Source organism: Salinicoccus sesuvii (genome assembly GCF_042648145.1).
GTDB classification, from domain to species: domain Bacteria; phylum Bacillota; class Bacilli; order Staphylococcales; family Salinicoccaceae; genus Salinicoccus; species Salinicoccus sesuvii.
Window position 1 is genome coordinate 234,725 of record NZ_JBHRWV010000008.1, and the last position, 16,646, is coordinate 251,370.

17 protein-coding genes are annotated in these 16,646 nt (G+C 42.8%); 5 read left to right on the forward strand and 12 right to left on the reverse strand.

Going from position 1 to position 16,646, the window contains the following annotated elements; genetic code table 11:
• The first annotated feature begins 9 nt into the window (after positions 1–9).
• The 3 genes from ACFOJ8_RS10140 to ACFOJ8_RS10150 are packed head-to-tail and all read left to right on the forward strand — an operon-like array spanning position 10 to position 3,035.
• On the forward strand, positions 10–930 hold the full coding sequence (locus ACFOJ8_RS10140; protein WP_380656753.1) for an ABC transporter permease: 921 nt from the start codon (positions 10–12) through the stop codon (positions 928–930).
• A 16-nt stretch (positions 931–946) separates the two neighbouring features.
• Positions 947–1,963: an ABC transporter ATP-binding protein gene (locus tag ACFOJ8_RS10145; RefSeq protein WP_380656756.1), complete on the forward strand. Its 1,017-nt coding sequence runs from the start codon at positions 947–949 to the stop codon at positions 1,961–1,963.
• Positions 1,941–3,035, forward strand: a complete 1,095-nt coding sequence (locus ACFOJ8_RS10150; protein ID WP_380656759.1) for an ABC transporter ATP-binding protein — start codon at positions 1,941–1,943, stop codon at positions 3,033–3,035. The genes ACFOJ8_RS10145 and ACFOJ8_RS10150 overlap by 23 nt, the downstream gene beginning before the upstream one ends.
• A 39-nt stretch (positions 3,036–3,074) precedes the next feature.
• Here ACFOJ8_RS10150 and ACFOJ8_RS10155 read toward each other — a convergent pair whose 3' ends face one another.
• Genes ACFOJ8_RS10155 through ACFOJ8_RS10165 form a run of 3 tightly spaced genes read right to left on the reverse strand, consistent with a single transcriptional unit; the run spans position 3,075 to position 5,661 of the window.
• Positions 3,075–3,560, reverse strand: coding sequence for a DUF456 domain-containing protein (locus ACFOJ8_RS10155; protein WP_380656761.1), 486 nt, complete (start codon positions 3,558–3,560; stop codon positions 3,075–3,077).
• Positions 3,560–4,765 (reverse strand): sugar efflux transporter, encoded by a 1,206-nt coding sequence (locus tag ACFOJ8_RS10160; RefSeq protein WP_380656764.1) that lies wholly within the window; start codon positions 4,763–4,765, stop codon positions 3,560–3,562. The genes ACFOJ8_RS10155 and ACFOJ8_RS10160 overlap by 1 nt, the downstream gene beginning before the upstream one ends.
• Positions 4,766–4,803: 38 nt before the next feature.
• Positions 4,804–5,661: a LysR family transcriptional regulator gene (locus tag ACFOJ8_RS10165; RefSeq protein ID WP_380656767.1), complete on the reverse strand. Its 858-nt coding sequence runs from the start codon at positions 5,659–5,661 to the stop codon at positions 4,804–4,806.
• A 137-nt stretch (positions 5,662–5,798) separates the two neighbouring features.
• Between ACFOJ8_RS10165 and ACFOJ8_RS10170 the strand changes: the two genes are divergently transcribed.
• On the forward strand, positions 5,799–6,677 hold the full coding sequence (locus ACFOJ8_RS10170; protein ID WP_380656769.1) for an SDR family oxidoreductase: 879 nt from the start codon (positions 5,799–5,801) through the stop codon (positions 6,675–6,677).
• 63 nt (positions 6,678–6,740) lie between these two features.
• On the opposite strand, the gene ACFOJ8_RS10175 is transcribed toward ACFOJ8_RS10170, so the two are convergent.
• The 7 genes from ACFOJ8_RS10175 to ACFOJ8_RS10205 all read right to left on the reverse strand — a co-directional run bounded on the left by ACFOJ8_RS10175 (position 6,741) and on the right by ACFOJ8_RS10205 (position 12,881).
• Positions 6,741–7,271, reverse strand: a complete 531-nt coding sequence (locus ACFOJ8_RS10175) for a DUF402 domain-containing protein (RefSeq protein WP_380656772.1) — start codon at positions 7,269–7,271, stop codon at positions 6,741–6,743.
• A gap of 77 nt (positions 7,272–7,348) precedes the next feature.
• The gene (locus tag ACFOJ8_RS10180; RefSeq protein ID WP_380656774.1) at positions 7,349–9,358 is read right to left on the reverse strand and encodes a hypothetical protein; all 2,010 of its coding nucleotides are present in this window, start codon (positions 9,356–9,358) and stop codon (positions 7,349–7,351) included.
• Positions 9,330–10,235, reverse strand: a complete 906-nt coding sequence (locus ACFOJ8_RS10185; RefSeq protein WP_380656776.1) for an ABC transporter ATP-binding protein — start codon at positions 10,233–10,235, stop codon at positions 9,330–9,332. Before ACFOJ8_RS10185 ends, ACFOJ8_RS10180 begins: the two co-directional genes overlap by 29 nt.
• Entirely contained in the window at positions 10,219–10,611 is a 393-nt protein-coding gene (locus tag ACFOJ8_RS10190) for a GntR family transcriptional regulator (RefSeq protein ID WP_380656778.1), read from the reverse strand. Before ACFOJ8_RS10190 ends, ACFOJ8_RS10185 begins: the two co-directional genes overlap by 17 nt.
• Positions 10,612–10,703: 92 nt before the next feature.
• Positions 10,704–11,477: an SDR family NAD(P)-dependent oxidoreductase gene (locus ACFOJ8_RS10195; protein WP_380656781.1), complete on the reverse strand. Its 774-nt coding sequence runs from the start codon at positions 11,475–11,477 to the stop codon at positions 10,704–10,706.
• A gap of 18 nt (positions 11,478–11,495) precedes the next feature.
• Positions 11,496–12,215 (reverse strand): YebC/PmpR family DNA-binding transcriptional regulator, encoded by a 720-nt coding sequence (locus ACFOJ8_RS10200; RefSeq protein WP_380656784.1) that lies wholly within the window; start codon positions 12,213–12,215, stop codon positions 11,496–11,498.
• Between the two features lie 54 nt (positions 12,216–12,269).
• Positions 12,270–12,881 carry a Bax inhibitor-1/YccA family protein gene (locus tag ACFOJ8_RS10205; RefSeq protein WP_380659921.1) on the reverse strand — a complete coding sequence of 204 codons (612 nt, stop codon included), beginning with the start codon at positions 12,879–12,881 and terminating at the stop codon, positions 12,270–12,272.
• Positions 12,882–13,140: 259 nt separating this feature from the next.
• Here ACFOJ8_RS10205 and ACFOJ8_RS10210 point away from each other — a divergent pair, with 259 nt between their 5' ends.
• On the forward strand, positions 13,141–14,337 hold the full coding sequence (locus ACFOJ8_RS10210) for a LysM peptidoglycan-binding domain-containing protein (protein WP_380656789.1): 1,197 nt from the start codon (positions 13,141–13,143) through the stop codon (positions 14,335–14,337).
• Between the two features lie 64 nt (positions 14,338–14,401).
• Here ACFOJ8_RS10210 and ACFOJ8_RS10215 read toward each other — a convergent pair whose 3' ends face one another.
• Both ACFOJ8_RS10215 and ACFOJ8_RS10220 read right to left on the reverse strand, forming a co-directional pair.
• Entirely contained in the window at positions 14,402–15,310 is a 909-nt protein-coding gene (locus tag ACFOJ8_RS10215) for a hypothetical protein (protein WP_380656792.1), read from the reverse strand.
• A 28-nt stretch (positions 15,311–15,338) separates the two neighbouring features.
• Positions 15,339–16,487, reverse strand: a complete 1,149-nt coding sequence (locus ACFOJ8_RS10220; protein WP_380656795.1) for an MFS transporter — start codon at positions 16,485–16,487, stop codon at positions 15,339–15,341.
• Positions 16,488–16,646 lie beyond the last annotated feature (159 nt).

A 16,646-nucleotide genomic window follows, 5' to 3' on the forward strand; every position in this document is an offset into this window, starting at 1 on the left:
AGGCATCATATGACTACATTTATCATTCGCAGACTACTACAGCTGATTCCTGTACTGCTTGGGGTGACCATACTGGTATTCAGCTTGATGCATCTGACTCCGGGTAATCCGGCGGTAATCATGGCCGGTGAAAGTGCGCCTCAGGCAACTGTCGAAGCGATCGAACAGCGTCTTGGACTGAACGACCCACTGCATGTCCAATACTTAAATTTCCTAGGGAATGCCCTGCAGTTGGATTTTGGCACATCTATCAGGGATAACATCCCGGTATTCAGCCATATACAGCCAAGATTCCTAATCACACTAGAACTGACAATATATTCAATGATTTTTGCGATCGTTCTTGGACTTCTGGCCGGCATCGTTTCAGCCGTACGTCAATACACTATTTCTGACGTTGCTATCATGATCGTTGCACTGTTTGGTCTTTCCATGCCGAACTTCTGGCTTGGACTGATGCTCATCCAGTGGTTTTCAATCAATCTTGGGTGGTTTTCACCGACAGGCTGGGGAGATCCCGATCAGCTCGTCCTTCCTGTCATTGCACTGGGTACGGCGGGAGCCGCAATCATCGCACGCATGACAAGGAGCAGTATGTTAGATGTTATATCGCAAGACTACATTAGAACCGCGAGAGCAAAAGGCGTAAAAGAGCGCGTGGTTATATTCAGACATGCACTGAAAAATGCCATGATTCCTGTAGTGACGGTAATCGGCTTACAGTTCGGTTATTTCCTCGCCGGATCGGTCCTTACCGAAAGCGTCTTTGCAATCAATGGCCTTGGTCGTCTCATTATCGATGCCATCCTACAAAGAGACTTCCCGATCGTCCAGGGCGCTGTACTTGTTGTTTCAATATCTTTCGTTGTAGTCAATCTCATCGTTGATATATCCTACAGGTTCCTCAATAAACGCGTAGACCTAAACTAAGCTGGGAGTGACATATGTGTCAAAGAATATTCTTGATATAAAAGACCTGAGAACTTCCTTCTTTCTGGAAGGAAATGAAGTGCGGGCAGTCGATGGTGTAACATTCCAAGTGCCTGAAGGAAAGACACTCGGTATCGTCGGAGAATCAGGCTCCGGCAAGAGTATCACTGCGCTGTCCATCCTGCAGCTCATAGAAAATCCCGGTAAAATTGTCGGTGGTAGCATCAACTTCAAGGGAGAAGAACTCACAACAGCGAAGACATCCCGTATGCGAGACATTCGAGGAAATGAAATATCCATGATTTTCCAAGAGCCGATGACTTCACTTAATCCGGTCTATACCATCGGCCAACAGATGAGGGAATCTTATAAGATACACCAAGGTCTTGGTAAAAAGGAAGGCACAAAAAGAGCAATTGAAATGCTTGAACTCGTTGGTATCCCCTCCCCTGCCAAGCGTATCGACCAATACCCTTATGAATTATCAGGAGGTATGCGTCAACGTGTGATGATCGCCATGGCACTCGCATGTAGACCGGAACTCTTGATTGCCGATGAACCGACAACTGCACTTGATGTCACCATCCAGGCACAAATACTTGAACTTATCAAAGAACTTCAGAGCGATATTGGTATGAGCGTTATTATGATCACACATGACCTCGGTGTAGTGGCAGAAACATGCGATTATGTTGCCGTAATGTACTGCGGTAAAGTAGTCGAATATGCGGATGTCGAAACATTATTTGAAAATCCAAGACACCCCTATACGGTCGGTCTTCTTAATTCACTTCCACGCCATGATGTTGATCAAGATGAGCTAATTCCGATCAAGGGGAATGTGCCTGCACCGGACGAAATGCCGACAGGCTGCCGGTTTGCACCAAGATGTCCGCATGCATCCGATATATGCAGCAAGCTTCCTGAACTTGAGACTCAAGAAGACGGCAACGATGTTAGATGCTGGATCTATACTGAGGAATGGGATGGAGAGAAGGAGGTAGCAGTCTATGACAGAGAACCTACTACTTAAAGTTGAGAATCTAAAACAGTATTTCCCGATTAAAGGTGGATTCCTCGGACGTACTGTTAACCATGTCAAAGCAGTTGATGATATTTCGTTTTCTATCCGCAAAGGAGAGACTGTTTCTGTTGTCGGTGAGTCCGGGTGTGGGAAATCGACAACTGGTCGAGCCATACTCCGACTTGATGAACCGACAGCCGGAGGAGTCGAGTTCGAGGGCAGAGATGTTCTCGGTATGAGTGCAAAAGAGATGCGAAAAATGCGCAGTGAGATGCAGATCATATTCCAAGATCCCTATGCCTCACTTAATCCACGTAAGACCGTTCGCCAAACACTTAACGAGGCAATGGAAATTCAAAATGTGGTTCCTAAAAAGGAGCGTAACGCGCGCATCATTGAACTTATGGAGACAGTTGGACTTCAGAAGCACCAGGTAGATCGTTTCCCTCACGAGTTTTCAGGTGGTCAGAGACAGCGTGTCGGTATTGCGCGTGCATTGTCGGTGAATCCGAAACTCATCATCTGTGATGAGGCAGTGAGTGCCCTTGATGTATCTATCCAGGCACAAGTACTGAATCTGCTCAAGCGTCTACAGCGTGAGATGGGACTTACGTATCTTTTCATTGCTCACGATCTTGGTGTCGTCCGTCACATATCGGACCGTATCATAGTAATGTATCTTGGCAAAATAGTCGAAATGGGCGACACGAAGAGTATTTTCGAGAACCCACAGCACCCTTATACGAAAGCACTGCTCTCTGCAATTCCCATCGCTAATCCGAAAAAGAAGTCGGAACGGATATTCCTGCGTGGAGACGTTCCTTCTCCAATCGATCCGCCAACAGGATGTCGTTTCCATACAAGATGTCCATTCGCCACGGATAAGTGCCGAGAAGAAGTACCTGTTTTAGAAGAAAAGGATGAAATCTACAAAGATAAGCACAGCGTTGCCTGTCATTATGCGCTCGATATACAACAAGGCAAGCACCAGCCAAAGTACAATATGACCGATGTACGCAAAAACCTCGACGATGAGGGCACAGACAACAAGAGTAAGGAAAAGGAAATCGAAAACGTATAGGACAAAAAAGGCCCCTCAATGAGGGGCCCTTTTAATATGCTAGAAGACAAGCGCATCGAGCAGGAACCATATTACCATGAGTACATAGACGACTGCGTTGAATACTGCACTTGAAACAAACGCAAGCAATGAACCTACAGATGCCTTGAACGCTTGGTTTAAGTCTCTGGAATTGATAAGTTCCACAACTAATACCAGCACAAAAGGCACGAATATAATTCCAAACGGTGGATAGAGGAACATACCGACGACTACACCGACAATGGCGGCATATTCACCGCGCTTTGTCCCCCCATATTTTTTGACGAAATAGCTGTTTGCGATAAAGTCGCTGAATAGGACCAAGACTGTCAATACAAATACGACGAGCCAGAACATCCAAGATAAGGTCTCACTGTTGATCAGAAAATGATATACAAGAAAGCCGATCCAGAACATGAGTACCGAAGGTACAACAGGAAAAACCAGACCTGCAAATCCGATGATGAATGAAGCGACAACGACGAGCCACCAGATAATCTCCATTAAACTTCTCCTTTCTTAACTTCACTTTGTGTGAAGAAAAATAAAACAAATGCTGTGAATACGAACGCGCCTGCAATAAAGAATGAGTACTCCAAGCCTACAATATCGCTGGCAAAGCCACCAAGTAGGTTGCCTAGCAGCTGACCGATAATCATCCCATTGGCAAATAGCGTTGAGGCATAGCCTGGGAAATCGGGAAGCAGGTCCTGGAAATAGCTAATGCCGAGCCCGAGAAGCACAGCTAGGAAGATGGCCAGAGGAAACTGACCGATAATCATTGCTGTAAAGTCATTAAATATACCGATTGAAAAGAAAAACAGGCTCCCAAGGAAAGCACCGACGATCAGAAGTGTTCTCGAACTGACCTTACCTGCAATGTAACCCATCAGTATCATAAGCGGTACCTCAAGGCCTGCACAAAGGCTTGAAAGGATGCCGACACCCCGTTCTCCTGCTTCTAAGTACTGCGTTACATACAAAGGCATATTCAGAAGATACATCCATTGTCCCACATGCAGCATGGTAAATGCTACAAATGGCAACAGCAGTGCAGGTGTTTTGAGAATATTAGGCGGTCTATTCCCTTCATAATCCCTTATTGTTGCAGCACTTTGTGGCGCTACTCGCTTCTTTGCGGGCTTAATTAGAATTGACAGACAAAGTACTAGAATAAACATGAGTACGGTACCGGTAAAAAGTCCATTGAATCCGTAAATACCGAGCAGTACAGAGCCAATCAAAGGACCAAAAAGAAAACCGAAGGAGAACATGGACCTGAGTACTGTATTTGCCATTACTGCCATGTTGGATCTATAGGCATTAATCGATTCGCGCGCTGATGCGTATAGTTGGGGCATGGCAGGTGCACCAAGTGCCGCAAAAATAATGTAGGACAAAGCCAGAAGCCATACGTTGCCGATGACAAGATAGCTGCTAAAAGCAATAACCATCATCACCAGAGCACCGATAATCAGATACTTGCGATCAAAAGCAAGATGGTCACTCTTCCTACCAACCATCGTATTCATCAGGAAACCGCCTACTGCGGTAATAGCCATAAATACGCCATAAGCTGAAGTCGACATGCCATGGCGCTCCGTCATGAAGATAACCAGAAAAGGAGCTGTTAAGGAAACAGCCATTCCAAGTAGCATCATGTTAATCAGAAATAATCGATAATTCTGTATCCTGAAAAGTTCGCGCATTTTACCAACCTGTTCTTTCTATATATAGTCTTCGGTACTCAGTTTGCATTGACGAACGTCCTTACGAGCTTCAGAAATGCTTCCACTTGCGGAAGTTCAAGTACGCTCCTGTCGAATGCAATATAAGTATTGCGGGTAATTGGGCGCCCATCTACCTTCACCTCGTCAACATTGAATTTTTTCGTGTCGAAACCTTCTACAACAATCTCTGGAAGAACGGTCATGCCAATCCCTTCAAGTAGCAGTGCGCGACAGGTTGCGATCTGGTCAACCTTGATCTGCGCATCGTAATTACGACTGAATCGATGTTCAAAAAAATGCTCAATTTCACTGATGTACATAGGATCCGCTTGAAACTCAATGATTGGCAAGCTGGATCTGTCGTCGCTATTTTTTGGCGTTACAAGATAATGGCGATCTACAAACAGCAACTCGTTCTGCTTGTTCAGTATCTGGTTGCCACGTACGATAGAAATATGAAAATCGTTCTGCTCCCCGATAATCTGCTGAGAAGACCCGACCTTTATTTTAATATTCACGTTTGGATAGAGTTTTAGATACTGTGCCAGTATTTCCGGAAGGATGGTATGACCGATCAGTGAAGACACACCTATCGATAAGTTCCCCTGGATGGAATTCTGATTGATTCGGATATACTCCTTGACTAGCGCTTCACGTTCAACCACGCTTCTGGCATGATCAATGATCTTTTCCCCTTCACCTGTTACGTACAATTCCTTCTTTGTTCGAATAAAAATTTTTACTCCCCACTCATCTTCAATCGATTTGAGACGCTGACTGACAGCAGGCTGTGAGATGAAGAGTTTTTCGGCAGCACGTCTTAATGTACGGGTTTCATCCAACGTGACTAGAAGCTTATAATCATCGACCTTCATAATGCAACATCCTTTCATCAATAATGAAATATTATCACAAATACAGACAGAGATAATGACTGAATACAAATAAGTGTTAATAATCCGGGTGTGGGGTATATGCCTATTACATCATTCTATTAGGAGGCGCGAGAATAATGACCGAAGAAAACAAGTACAAACAGGTGGATGAAGCGGTTGAAGGGTATACACAAGATCGCCAGCCAGGTATTGAAAAAGACATGGACCCAAAACCGATTTTTGAAGATGAGAATTACAAAGGAAGCGAAAAACTAAAGGATAAAGTTGCCATCATTACAGGTGGAGATTCAGGCATCGGTCGAGCGGTTGCGATAGCCTACGCAAAAGAAGGTGCCGATATCGTCATCGGTTATCTTGATGAACACGATGATGCGAAAAAAACAAAAGAAATTGCAGAGTCATACGGCGCTAAATGTGAAATATACGCATTTGATGTAAAGCAAAAGGCAGAGTGCAATAAGCTTGTCGACTTTACCATCGAAAATTTCGGTAAACTGAATGTGCTTGTCAATCATGCCGGCGTACAGTATCCTACCGACGAATTCCTAGATATTACAGAAGAAAAAATTCGTGAAACTTTTGAAACAAATATCTACGGTATCATATTCATGTCACAAGCAGCAGTGCCGCATCTACACAAAGGAGATGCCATCATCAATACCACGAGCGTCACGGCATACAGAGGCTCACCTGAGCTCATCGACTATTCGGCAACAAACGGTGCAATCACATCATTTACACGCTCACTATCAGGTAACTTGGCGGAAAAAGGAATACGCGTCAATGGTGTGGCACCAGGCCCTATCTACACACCGCTTATTCCGGCAACATTCAGTGCCGAGAAAGTGGAAAAACACGGTGAAAGCACTCCAATGGGACGTCGCGGACAGCCGAGCGAACTCGCACCAAGCTATGTTTTACTAGCAAGTAATGACTCAAGCTATATGACTGGTCAAGTACTCCACGTAAATGGTGGAGACTTTGTCACTACCTGATGCATACCAAAGATTTGAAGCAAGGAAAAATCCGAACGACCGGCTAATCGGTCGTTCGGATTTTTATTGTATAAGCGATTTCTGACAGTACTGAACAAAAGTCTCGAATTGACTAAAATCAGTTTCAATCTTCGTCATCACTTCGTTCGCTACAGAGTAGGCATAATCGTGCTGTTCTTTGGTAATATATCCTCTTTTAATTGCACGTTTTAAGTCTCTTTCATCAACTAGTTCAAATCGTCCGTCTGGGAGCACAAGCACATCCAGATAGATATCTTTACGTCGAGCTTTGCCAAGTTCCAGAATATGTTGAGTATTAATATCGAAATAGTACTGCAACACTTCACCCTTGTCGTTGTACATTACCGTGATACTGTAGCTTCTATTCTCGGACATGATCTGTAGCCATTTATAATGATTATCACAAACCCGCACCTTCTTATCGAGTATCGGTACCGTGAGTGGAGAACGCACTTTGTGGATATCTATCAGTCCCACCAGTACTTTTTCACCATCGTAATTAATAATCTTCTCTTTATAGTCCGATCGGAGGAGACGTCTCCACCCTCTTTTATCGAGATATTTGGTTTTCATCACGCTCATCTCCTTCCCTTGATTATACAAAATTCAGGGAAAGAATGTGAAGGAATTAAAACTTTCAGGCTGTGACACTACTCGATACCAAGTATTAAAAATTGTTCCGCCGCTGCCAGTGGTTCTCCTCCCATCCCAACACCTTCCATGAAATCGGGTGAATACATCAAGAGACGGTTGCCACTCGAATCAACTTTGCCATCATCTATGGTATCAATGATCTCTTCAATCTCTTCTTCGTTTGGCTCTCTAATATAGTAATTTCCAATAAGATCCTTCAAAGGTTTAGTATTATAATCTTTGAAGAACGTTGCTTTCTCCTGGTCGTTTAAATCGACTATGTGCATTCTCTGTCCAGTGCTTACTCCAACAAAGTCTGAAAGATTATAGTTTTCCATGATTTTTTCTATCATCGCAGGATTATATAGCGAAACATTACCGTTATAATAGTAACCTGACTCAGTATTCAATGAGGCATTTACAAGCGGCATATTCGAATTGTTTATCAGTGTTGGAATCTCTGGATCAATCTGATGCGCAGCTTTCTGATAGTTATCAACGAACTCTGCAATTTCACTTCTAGTTTGTAAATTAAAGTAAGTGTTGATGCCGTATAATTCCAGATTGACTAGCTCATTGACATCCTCTACATTATAAACCACATCGTATACTTTCGAAAATTCCCCGCTGTCCAACAAAGCCATGAGTGACTGATAATTTTCAGTTTCCATAGAAATACTGTCGTAACTTCTATTTACATAGGAGCCGTCTTCCATCTTGTAGGCAATTTCAAAAGAACTTGTTTCGGCGCTATCAGGCATAATACCACGGTCAATAGCTTCTTGGTGCAAAGCTACTGCATTGCTGATCACGCCTTCATCTTCTATGAATAAATAGTCCTCTTTCATGACATCTTCATCTTGACCGCTCATCCAGGTATTACTATTCCAGTAACCATTAACACTGATACTCTCCACATCACTTTGATCCGGTACATAAGAGGTATACTGTTGCCAGCCAATTATGAACACAATCCAGAATACAGCTACAGATATAGTTGCGGTCAATATAGAACGGCGCTTAAAATTTATTTTAGCGGTTCCTTGGAAAAACATTTCTTGAGTAATATATGAGAACACCGCACCAATCGCAAAAGCGAGTACGTATACTACAATTAAATTCGGTAGAGCAAATGAAATGATCAATCCGACGAGTAGCATCCCGGAAATTGTAATCAAGGCCACCAACACATCTCTAATCCAACCATTATTGAAAGTATGATGGACGTTTTCACTCCTACTATTGTTGTAGTAGAAATAAGACAAGATGATGAGTATGACTGCTATTACCATCCAGATAATTGTCTTCCACCATACAATCCCGTCAACAATCTGCATTATTGAGAAGATTGGGAATGTATTGTTGACGACGAGTCCCATCAATCCGCCCTCGCCCACCGAAGATGTCGGTGCGATGCCATCATAAAGTAAATCAGCCACTGAAACAGTAAGCCCCCAAAAAACCACAGGCAGGAAGAACACAATGACGACCATCTGCATATGAACGAACATACTATTAACGAGAAAGCCTACAAATATCGAAATGGAAAATACTACGAGGAGGACGAATAAAGTGTAGAAGAACCATTTAACAATATCTGCTGTCGTTATATCGAATACAATAAAGTACCTCTGAAAGAAGAGGATCACTGCTGTAATCATAAGCGGAACGACAATATTGATGACACCCGCAATGATCACGTAGCTTAATAGCCCGCCTCTCTTCACAGGCATACTATGCATAAAGTCGAGCGATGCTTCTTTATGTTTATAGCTCAATAAGAACATCACCATGAAAACGATATACACCATGCTCGCCACAAGTTGAAATGGGAGGGCTTCGTTAAGTGCACTGCCGGAGACGAAAGTTATTTCTCCTGTTACGTTTTCACTATTGGCCGAGCGAATCCATAAGTAGAGCGGTTGCACAAGTATGTTACCGATAAGGAACAGGACTGTCAGCCAGAAAATACCTCCCATGAAGTGATTAAGTAACGTTCTATTCAACAATGATGTTGCTGATTTCATAGCCTTTATCCCCCATTTCATATGCGAATATTTCTTCTAATGACAGCGGTAAGATGTCATACATGAGCGGGTCGTACTTTGTCACCTGTTCTTCGATATGGCTGATATTTCCCTTAATGATGCACGTAAGGACTCTGCCCTTGGCTTCGTGGTGAACGACACCCATCTCGTGAAAGAACTGATTGTCAGGCAAGTTCTCGAAAGCAATTTGCAGTTTACAATGGGAGCCTTTGACTTCGTTTAGATCACGATGGAAAAGTTGCCTACCCATATGCATAATCGATACAGAATCACACAAATCTTCCATTTCCCTCAGGTTGTGGCTGGATGCGATAACGGTCATCTCATGGTTGGCAATATCTTGCATCATTATGTTCTTCACTTGACGCCTGATGATCGGATCTAATCCATCAAAAGGTTCATCCAGTAGCATAACTTTTGGTCGGGCAGAAAAGGCCAGAATGAAAGACGCCTGTCGCTTCATTCCTTTAGAGAGCTGGGAGAGCGGCTTTTTCTTCTCCAAGCCGAAGTGTTCGGAAAGTTGATTGAAACGTTTTGTTGACCAATTCGGATACATCGACTGGTGGAAGTGCGCCATTGATCCAAGTGTTGCCCCATTGAAGAAATATGGAATGTCATTGATGAAGAGCACATCACATTTTACGGCTGGATTTTCGAATATAGATGTGTCGTCGAATAGCACTGAGCCAGCGTCCGGCTTATAGATACCCCCGAGGGTTTTCATCAAAGTGGTCTTTCCTGCACCGTTGGAACCGAGAAGGCCATGAATGGTCCCTGAGTTCACTGTAAGAGTAACTGCATCCACTGCCTTTTTCCTGCCAAAAGATTTATCAAGCTGTTTAGTCTCGAGTCTCATCTTTCTTTCTCCCCTCTTCTACTGTCTTCTGTATCATTCTGATCAAACGTTCCTTGGAGGCGCCTAGATAGAGCAACTCACTTACAATACGCTGGAAGTCTTGAGTAAGTTCCAGTATTTTCATATTATTCTCGTTCTGTTTTACCTCGCTCACAAAACTGCCCTTCCCCGGTAGAGAATAGATATATCCCTCCCTTTCCAGTTCCCGATAGGCTTTTTGTATCGTGTTAGGATTGATCGTTAAATCCTGTGCGAGACTCCTGACTGAGGGGAGTTTCTCATCTGGTTTAATCACACCCTGTATGATAAGCTGCTTCACTCGATCTATAAGTTGCTCATATATTGGTATGCGGCTTTTCAAGTCCAAATCAATCATCCAGCCACCTCCTCTTTTCTGTATTAATTAAAATAATACAGTTAATACGGAATTATGACAATAAAAAAACGCCCGAAGGCGTAAATTATTTTTTACAGTGCGTGACCAGAAGCACCGTCGATGTTGATTGCGTCTCCACTTACATATGAGGCGAGGTCGCTACAAAGGAAAGTAATGACATTGGCCGCTTCCTTTGTCTCACCAATTCTACCAAGTGGAATATTATGGCGATCAAGTCTTGAATATTCTTCCCAGCTCAATTCAGGCGCTTCATTTTTCCACTTCTTCTCTATTTGATCACTTCGAATAAGTCCAATACATACCGTATTTACGCGGATATTATATTTCCCGAGATCTTTACTCATCGCCTTTGTCATCGCCATGCCCGCAGCACGTGAGACAGTCGTTGGTAGCGAAGAGGCTGGAGGCGTTTTGCCAAGTACAGCTGTCAGATTTACTATGGCTCCTCCTTGCTTTTTCAGATACGGCAAAGCAGCATTCGACATCCTGACAGCACCCAGCAGCTTAAGATCGAGGTCTTGTTCCCAGTCCGAAATAGATATGTCCTCAAACGATTTGGCAAATGAACCTCCTGCATTATTGACTAGAACATCGAGGCGTCCGTACCTTTCAATTGCCTGCTCAATAATTTGAGTTGCTGCATCGTCTTTTCTTACATCTGCAACCACATAGTCTACTTCTCCAAAAGCGGATAGTGCTTCTTTTGTTTCGGCTAGCTTATCCTCGCCTCTGGCTACAAGCATGACCTTTGCTCCGAGCTTCACCATCTGTTCTGCCGTTTCCCGACCGATCCCCTTACTGCTACCTGTGATGACTACCACTTTTCCTTGATAACCAAACTCCATCCTGTTCTCCTCCTCTGTCTAGACACCAAGGTTGACGTTGTGATAGACGTTCGATACGTCTTCAAGATCCTCCAATGCATCTATCAGCTTTTCAAACTGTGCTTCACCTTCTGCACCAAGAGACACTTCATTCTGAGCGACCATAGTATGCTCTGCAACTTCGTAATCTTCAACGCCCATTTGATCTAATGCTTGCTTAATTTCATGGAATGCCTGAGGCGTACCATAGACCACTGTATAGCCGTTCTCTTCAACAACGTCTTCTATATCGACATCTTTTTCCATGAGATCCATCATGGTATCTTCAGGCTCAAAACCAATGAATACAAACACTGACTTTGCATCAAACATATAGCTTACCGCACCACTGACACCCATGTTACCGCCATTCTTACCAAAGGCAGCGCGAACATCGGAAGCAGTGCGATTAACGTTATTCGTCAGTGCATCTACAATAATCATGGAACCCTCAGGTCCAAAGCCTTCGTAGCGCAGTTCATCGAACGTTTCTTCGTCGTTGCCTTTTGCCTTGTCGATTGCCTTATCAATAATATGCTTAGGAACCGAGTACGTCTTTGCACGATCAAGTACTGCTTTAAGTGCCTGATTGCTTTCCGGATTCGGCTCGCCTTTTTTAGCTGCAACATAGATCTCACGACCAAATTTGGCATTTACTCGACTCGTGTCCTTATCTTTCTGTGCTTTTTTCTCTTTGATATTATTCCACTTACGTCCCATTCTTTCATCTTCTTTCATTACATTGGTTTATCTATAATATATCATTTATGTTACCTATCGCCTATTGTTAATATAGCGGTACAGTCTCAGTAATCTTTTAATAATAATTAGGAGATTTAAGAACAGATTGAACCCCATCTCTCTTGGACTGAATTTTTTGTTTTTCATTCGATTGAAGTCATATATTGTGAAAAGGATGTAGAGTACAAGACCGGCGATTGTCAGGATTAGCGTCATATAAGGCAAATTGATAAAGAAGTTGAGCAGTGACGCAAAAATCACAACAAGCAACGCAATAAAAAGATATTTGCCCCAATGTGTGACATCTCTGAGAAGAAAATAGCCGATGCATCCGAAAAATACGAACACAAGAATTCCAAGCAGTACGACACGATAGAATACATCCTCCCCAAAGTCTATGACGAACGACTCAAACAGGCCGTAGGAAACAAGACCAATCAGGATTGCGTACAGGTGACTGATAATTGGCCCCGCCCTATTGAATCCCCTCACGAACAAAGAAATCATCATTAGACCGAATAACACAGCCGATGCAGTTGGACGCCATTCCTCAGGGAAGTACTGCCCAAAGTATGTACCGATGCCAAATACTACCCAATAATATAGAAAATAGAGCCATACTTTCCGATAGTCATGCTGGGCCACCATTTAATCACCTTTCTCAAAAACATAATACATTTTCTCTACCCTTTGAGTACTATTTCATTCTAAGATTTTATTATCATTACAGGAATATTCTGAATATAATGGTTTTGTTTTATTTCTATTACAATTATATTACATTGCGCTTTAGAGGCGGATTATTTGGTAAGATATAATCTGTAATGAAAGACAGCTGTGTAATAAACTAACAATAATATAAAATACATACATCATATCTATAATCCAGGAGGACAATACTTTCATGAAAAAGATCATTACTGCTTTGACAGCTACAGCAGCACTTGCTACTTACGGTCTTGCGGATCAGGCGGAAGCTTCTTCATACAAAGTACAAAGTGGAGATACACTTTGGAAAATCGCGAATCAGAATAGCGTATCCGTTTCCCAGCTAAAGTCTTGGAACAATCTTTCTTCAGATCTTATCTTCATCAATCAAAACCTTAAAACAAGTGGCAGCAGCTCAGATTCAACCAGTTCTTCCAATAGCTCGTCAAGCAACTCTTCGCAATCATCAAGCAGTTCTTCGAACACTTCTTCAAGTAATACGAGCGGATCTTATACTGTCAAAGCGGGAGACACTTTGAGCAGTATTGCTAGAGCAAACGGGATGAACTATAGAACGTTGATGAGCATCAATAACATATCTTCACATATCATCCACCCAGGACAGAAACTTTCACTAGGTGGTAATGCGACGAGTAGTTCAAATAACTCAAGCAGCAATTCATCAGACAAGTCAGAATCTAAGACCGAAACTGAGAGCAATACTGGAAATACTTCAAACAATTCTTCAAGTACTTCTACAGGGTCATACAGCGTTAAAGCTGGAGATACACTCAGCAGTATTGCAAGAGCACATGGTACTACATACACAAATATTATGAGCCTGAACAACCTGTCCTCCACTATCATCTACCCAGGACAGTCTCTAAAGGTTTCTGGAAATGCGAACACTTCAACGAACACTCCGAATACCTCAAATAGTTCAAATGAATCAAACGAAGCGAGCAATAGTTCTAACGCTAATGCTTCTGAAACTAAAGAAACGGTTGAGCAAAGTGTGTCTGCACCTGCTCCGACAAATGTCTCCTATGGCAAGAACTACTACACGTGGGGCGAGTGCACATGGTATGCATTTGAGCGTCGTCAGCAGCTTGGAAAACCCGCGGGCAATGGTTGGGGCAATGCCTACAACTGGAATACTGCTGCAAAGAGTGAAGGTTATAAAGTGAACAACTCTCCATCAGTTGGGGCAATCATGCAAGCTGATGCATGGACTAACTTCGCATGGGGCATGGGCCACGTTGCAGTTGTCGAAAGAATTAATGCAGACGGCTCTATCCTTGTCTCCGAAATGAACTTCGGTAGCGGACAAGGTGTCAAGGCTTTCAGAACAATCAGTGCTTCCCAAGTATCAGGACATAATTTCATCCACTAATCGTCATATAGAAAAGCGGAACGGAATCTTTTAAGATTCCGTTCCGCTTTTCTTATTTTATATACTACTCAGATGAAGGCTCCTCAAGCCTCGGTGCCTGACTGTTTATAATCATTTCGACCTGATAAATACGGTTGACCAAGGCGTATAGCGGTGCCTGCGTCAACAAGTAGGTTGTCCAGGAAGACTTGGGTTCGAAGTCATGGAGGGCCATAATGAATTCTTCACAGCCTGGAAGTTCTCTAAACTCAAAGCGTGGTGTTTTATTCATCTCTTTCTTAGATAACCCTCCGCCTTTAATTCTGTATATCTCTACACCGTCGAAACTGCTTTCTGCATCATATTGGACAACCAGTGCCGGGCGATCCCTCTTCACAAAGTGGATCTTAATGAGTTGACCTTCATATTCGACATTGATGATATCAGAAAGAATATCATTCAACCAGTTAAAATAGTATCGGCCTACATCTTTAATGTGCCAGCCTTCAGGGAGCGGGGCTCTTTGAACACTTCTGACATTGTTGTAGTCTGATGCTTTGTAGGACAGGTTCTTGCCGTATCTTTTGATGGGGGTATCTGTAGACTTGACCTCTGTACCATATGCACCGAGTACTTCCACAGTATAATCGTAACTCACTTCGTCTCCTACGAATATGATTTGCTCTACTCCATTTGCACGAGATGCGCGTGCGATGTTGTCCGCCAGAAGTATATATAAATCGTCAAAGCGTCCTTGTGTCTGTCTGTTCAGTCGCATGATAGGGTCTTCGAAAAAAATGACGATATCTATGTTCTTCAGTGCCTTCTCCACTTCCGGTAATATAAAAAGATCTTTCTTCAAGAATGTGATATCAAGATTGGTATCATCCTGATTGAAACTTGAGAATGCAAAAAGATTGTATACATCCTTCAGCTCTCTATAAAGATTCTGACCGATTCTTCCGTTTATACCCATTAATAGTACATTCTTCACTCTCTCACATCCTTTATTCATATTTTCCCTAAAGACCGGGTGTAAACCCGCTTCTTTTGTGTACAAGCTGGACAGAAATCAACAAGACAAGAAGAATTATCCCGATAAATAGAAACGGTGTCTCGAAATATGTGGCAAATATTCCTGAAAGATAGGACCCAGCTACCGAGCCGAGTGAGAAGAATGAGTAGAAGATACCGTTCGCTTTTCCTCTTTCGTACATTTCGGTATTCTGTCCAATAATCTTGTTCATCGATGGGAAGATGAAACTAAAACCGACGCCATATATTACCATTATAATATAGATGAGAGCAGCTGTTGGCACCATATGCAAAAGTATCATTGCGACGCCGACAATGAAAATACCTGTTGAAACAAGCAATATCGGACTATACTTTGTATATATACGATTGATTGGAGTGGCAAAAATCAGTATCGCTACAATACCAAAAACACTCAACATAGCACCTGTCGACTGTTCTGAAAGACCGACTCCTGAAACTTTCAGTGGTAGACCGAAAGCAAGTGAGCCATTGGACACCATGAGCGTGAAGGCAGAGATATAGGCCACAATCAGTGATGGCCGTGTAATAATCTGTCCAAAGTTGGTTTGATAATGATTTTCTCTTCCTCGTTCGGTTGTACTTTCTTTTACAGTAGCCAGAATTAAAATAATGCCAAAGACGAAAATAATGGCCATAACCAAGTAGACTGCCTGATAGCTTGCCTGGCTCGAAATGATGCCACCAAGGGCGGGGCCGATAACTGCGGCTACCCCAATAGATACCCCAGTTAATGCCATAGACCTGCCAATAGCGGATTTCTTAGAAATATCCGCCACAAGACTGAAGGCTGCGGGCGTAAGCAATCCGCTCGAAAAGCCGTGGATGACTCGAATAAGTATTAATAGACCAACAGAAGGTACCACAGTATAGGCTAGGAGTATGATGATCTGTGTACCCATACCTACTAAAAGCATATTCCTCCTACCGACCTTGTCAGATAGAAAGCCGCCCAAAACGTTTCCGATAATATTAAATAGGGAATAAATAGCTACGATTATGCCAGCAGTATACGTATCAGCACCCAACGACAAAGCAAAAGGGGTAATAATCGGCAGTTGGACAAACAGATCCAAAAAACAGATAACAATGATAAGGTATAAAAATTTGTTCATAATCCATATCCTTCATCTTTCTAGTTTCTAATACATACCATTATAAACAAATTATTAATCGCGGAGGAACTTCATGGCTCACGTTTTCTTAGGAATTCTCTTATTATTTGTCGCATTTCAGTTAGGAGCCTTTGCCAAAAAAAGGGGCGACTTGGGCAA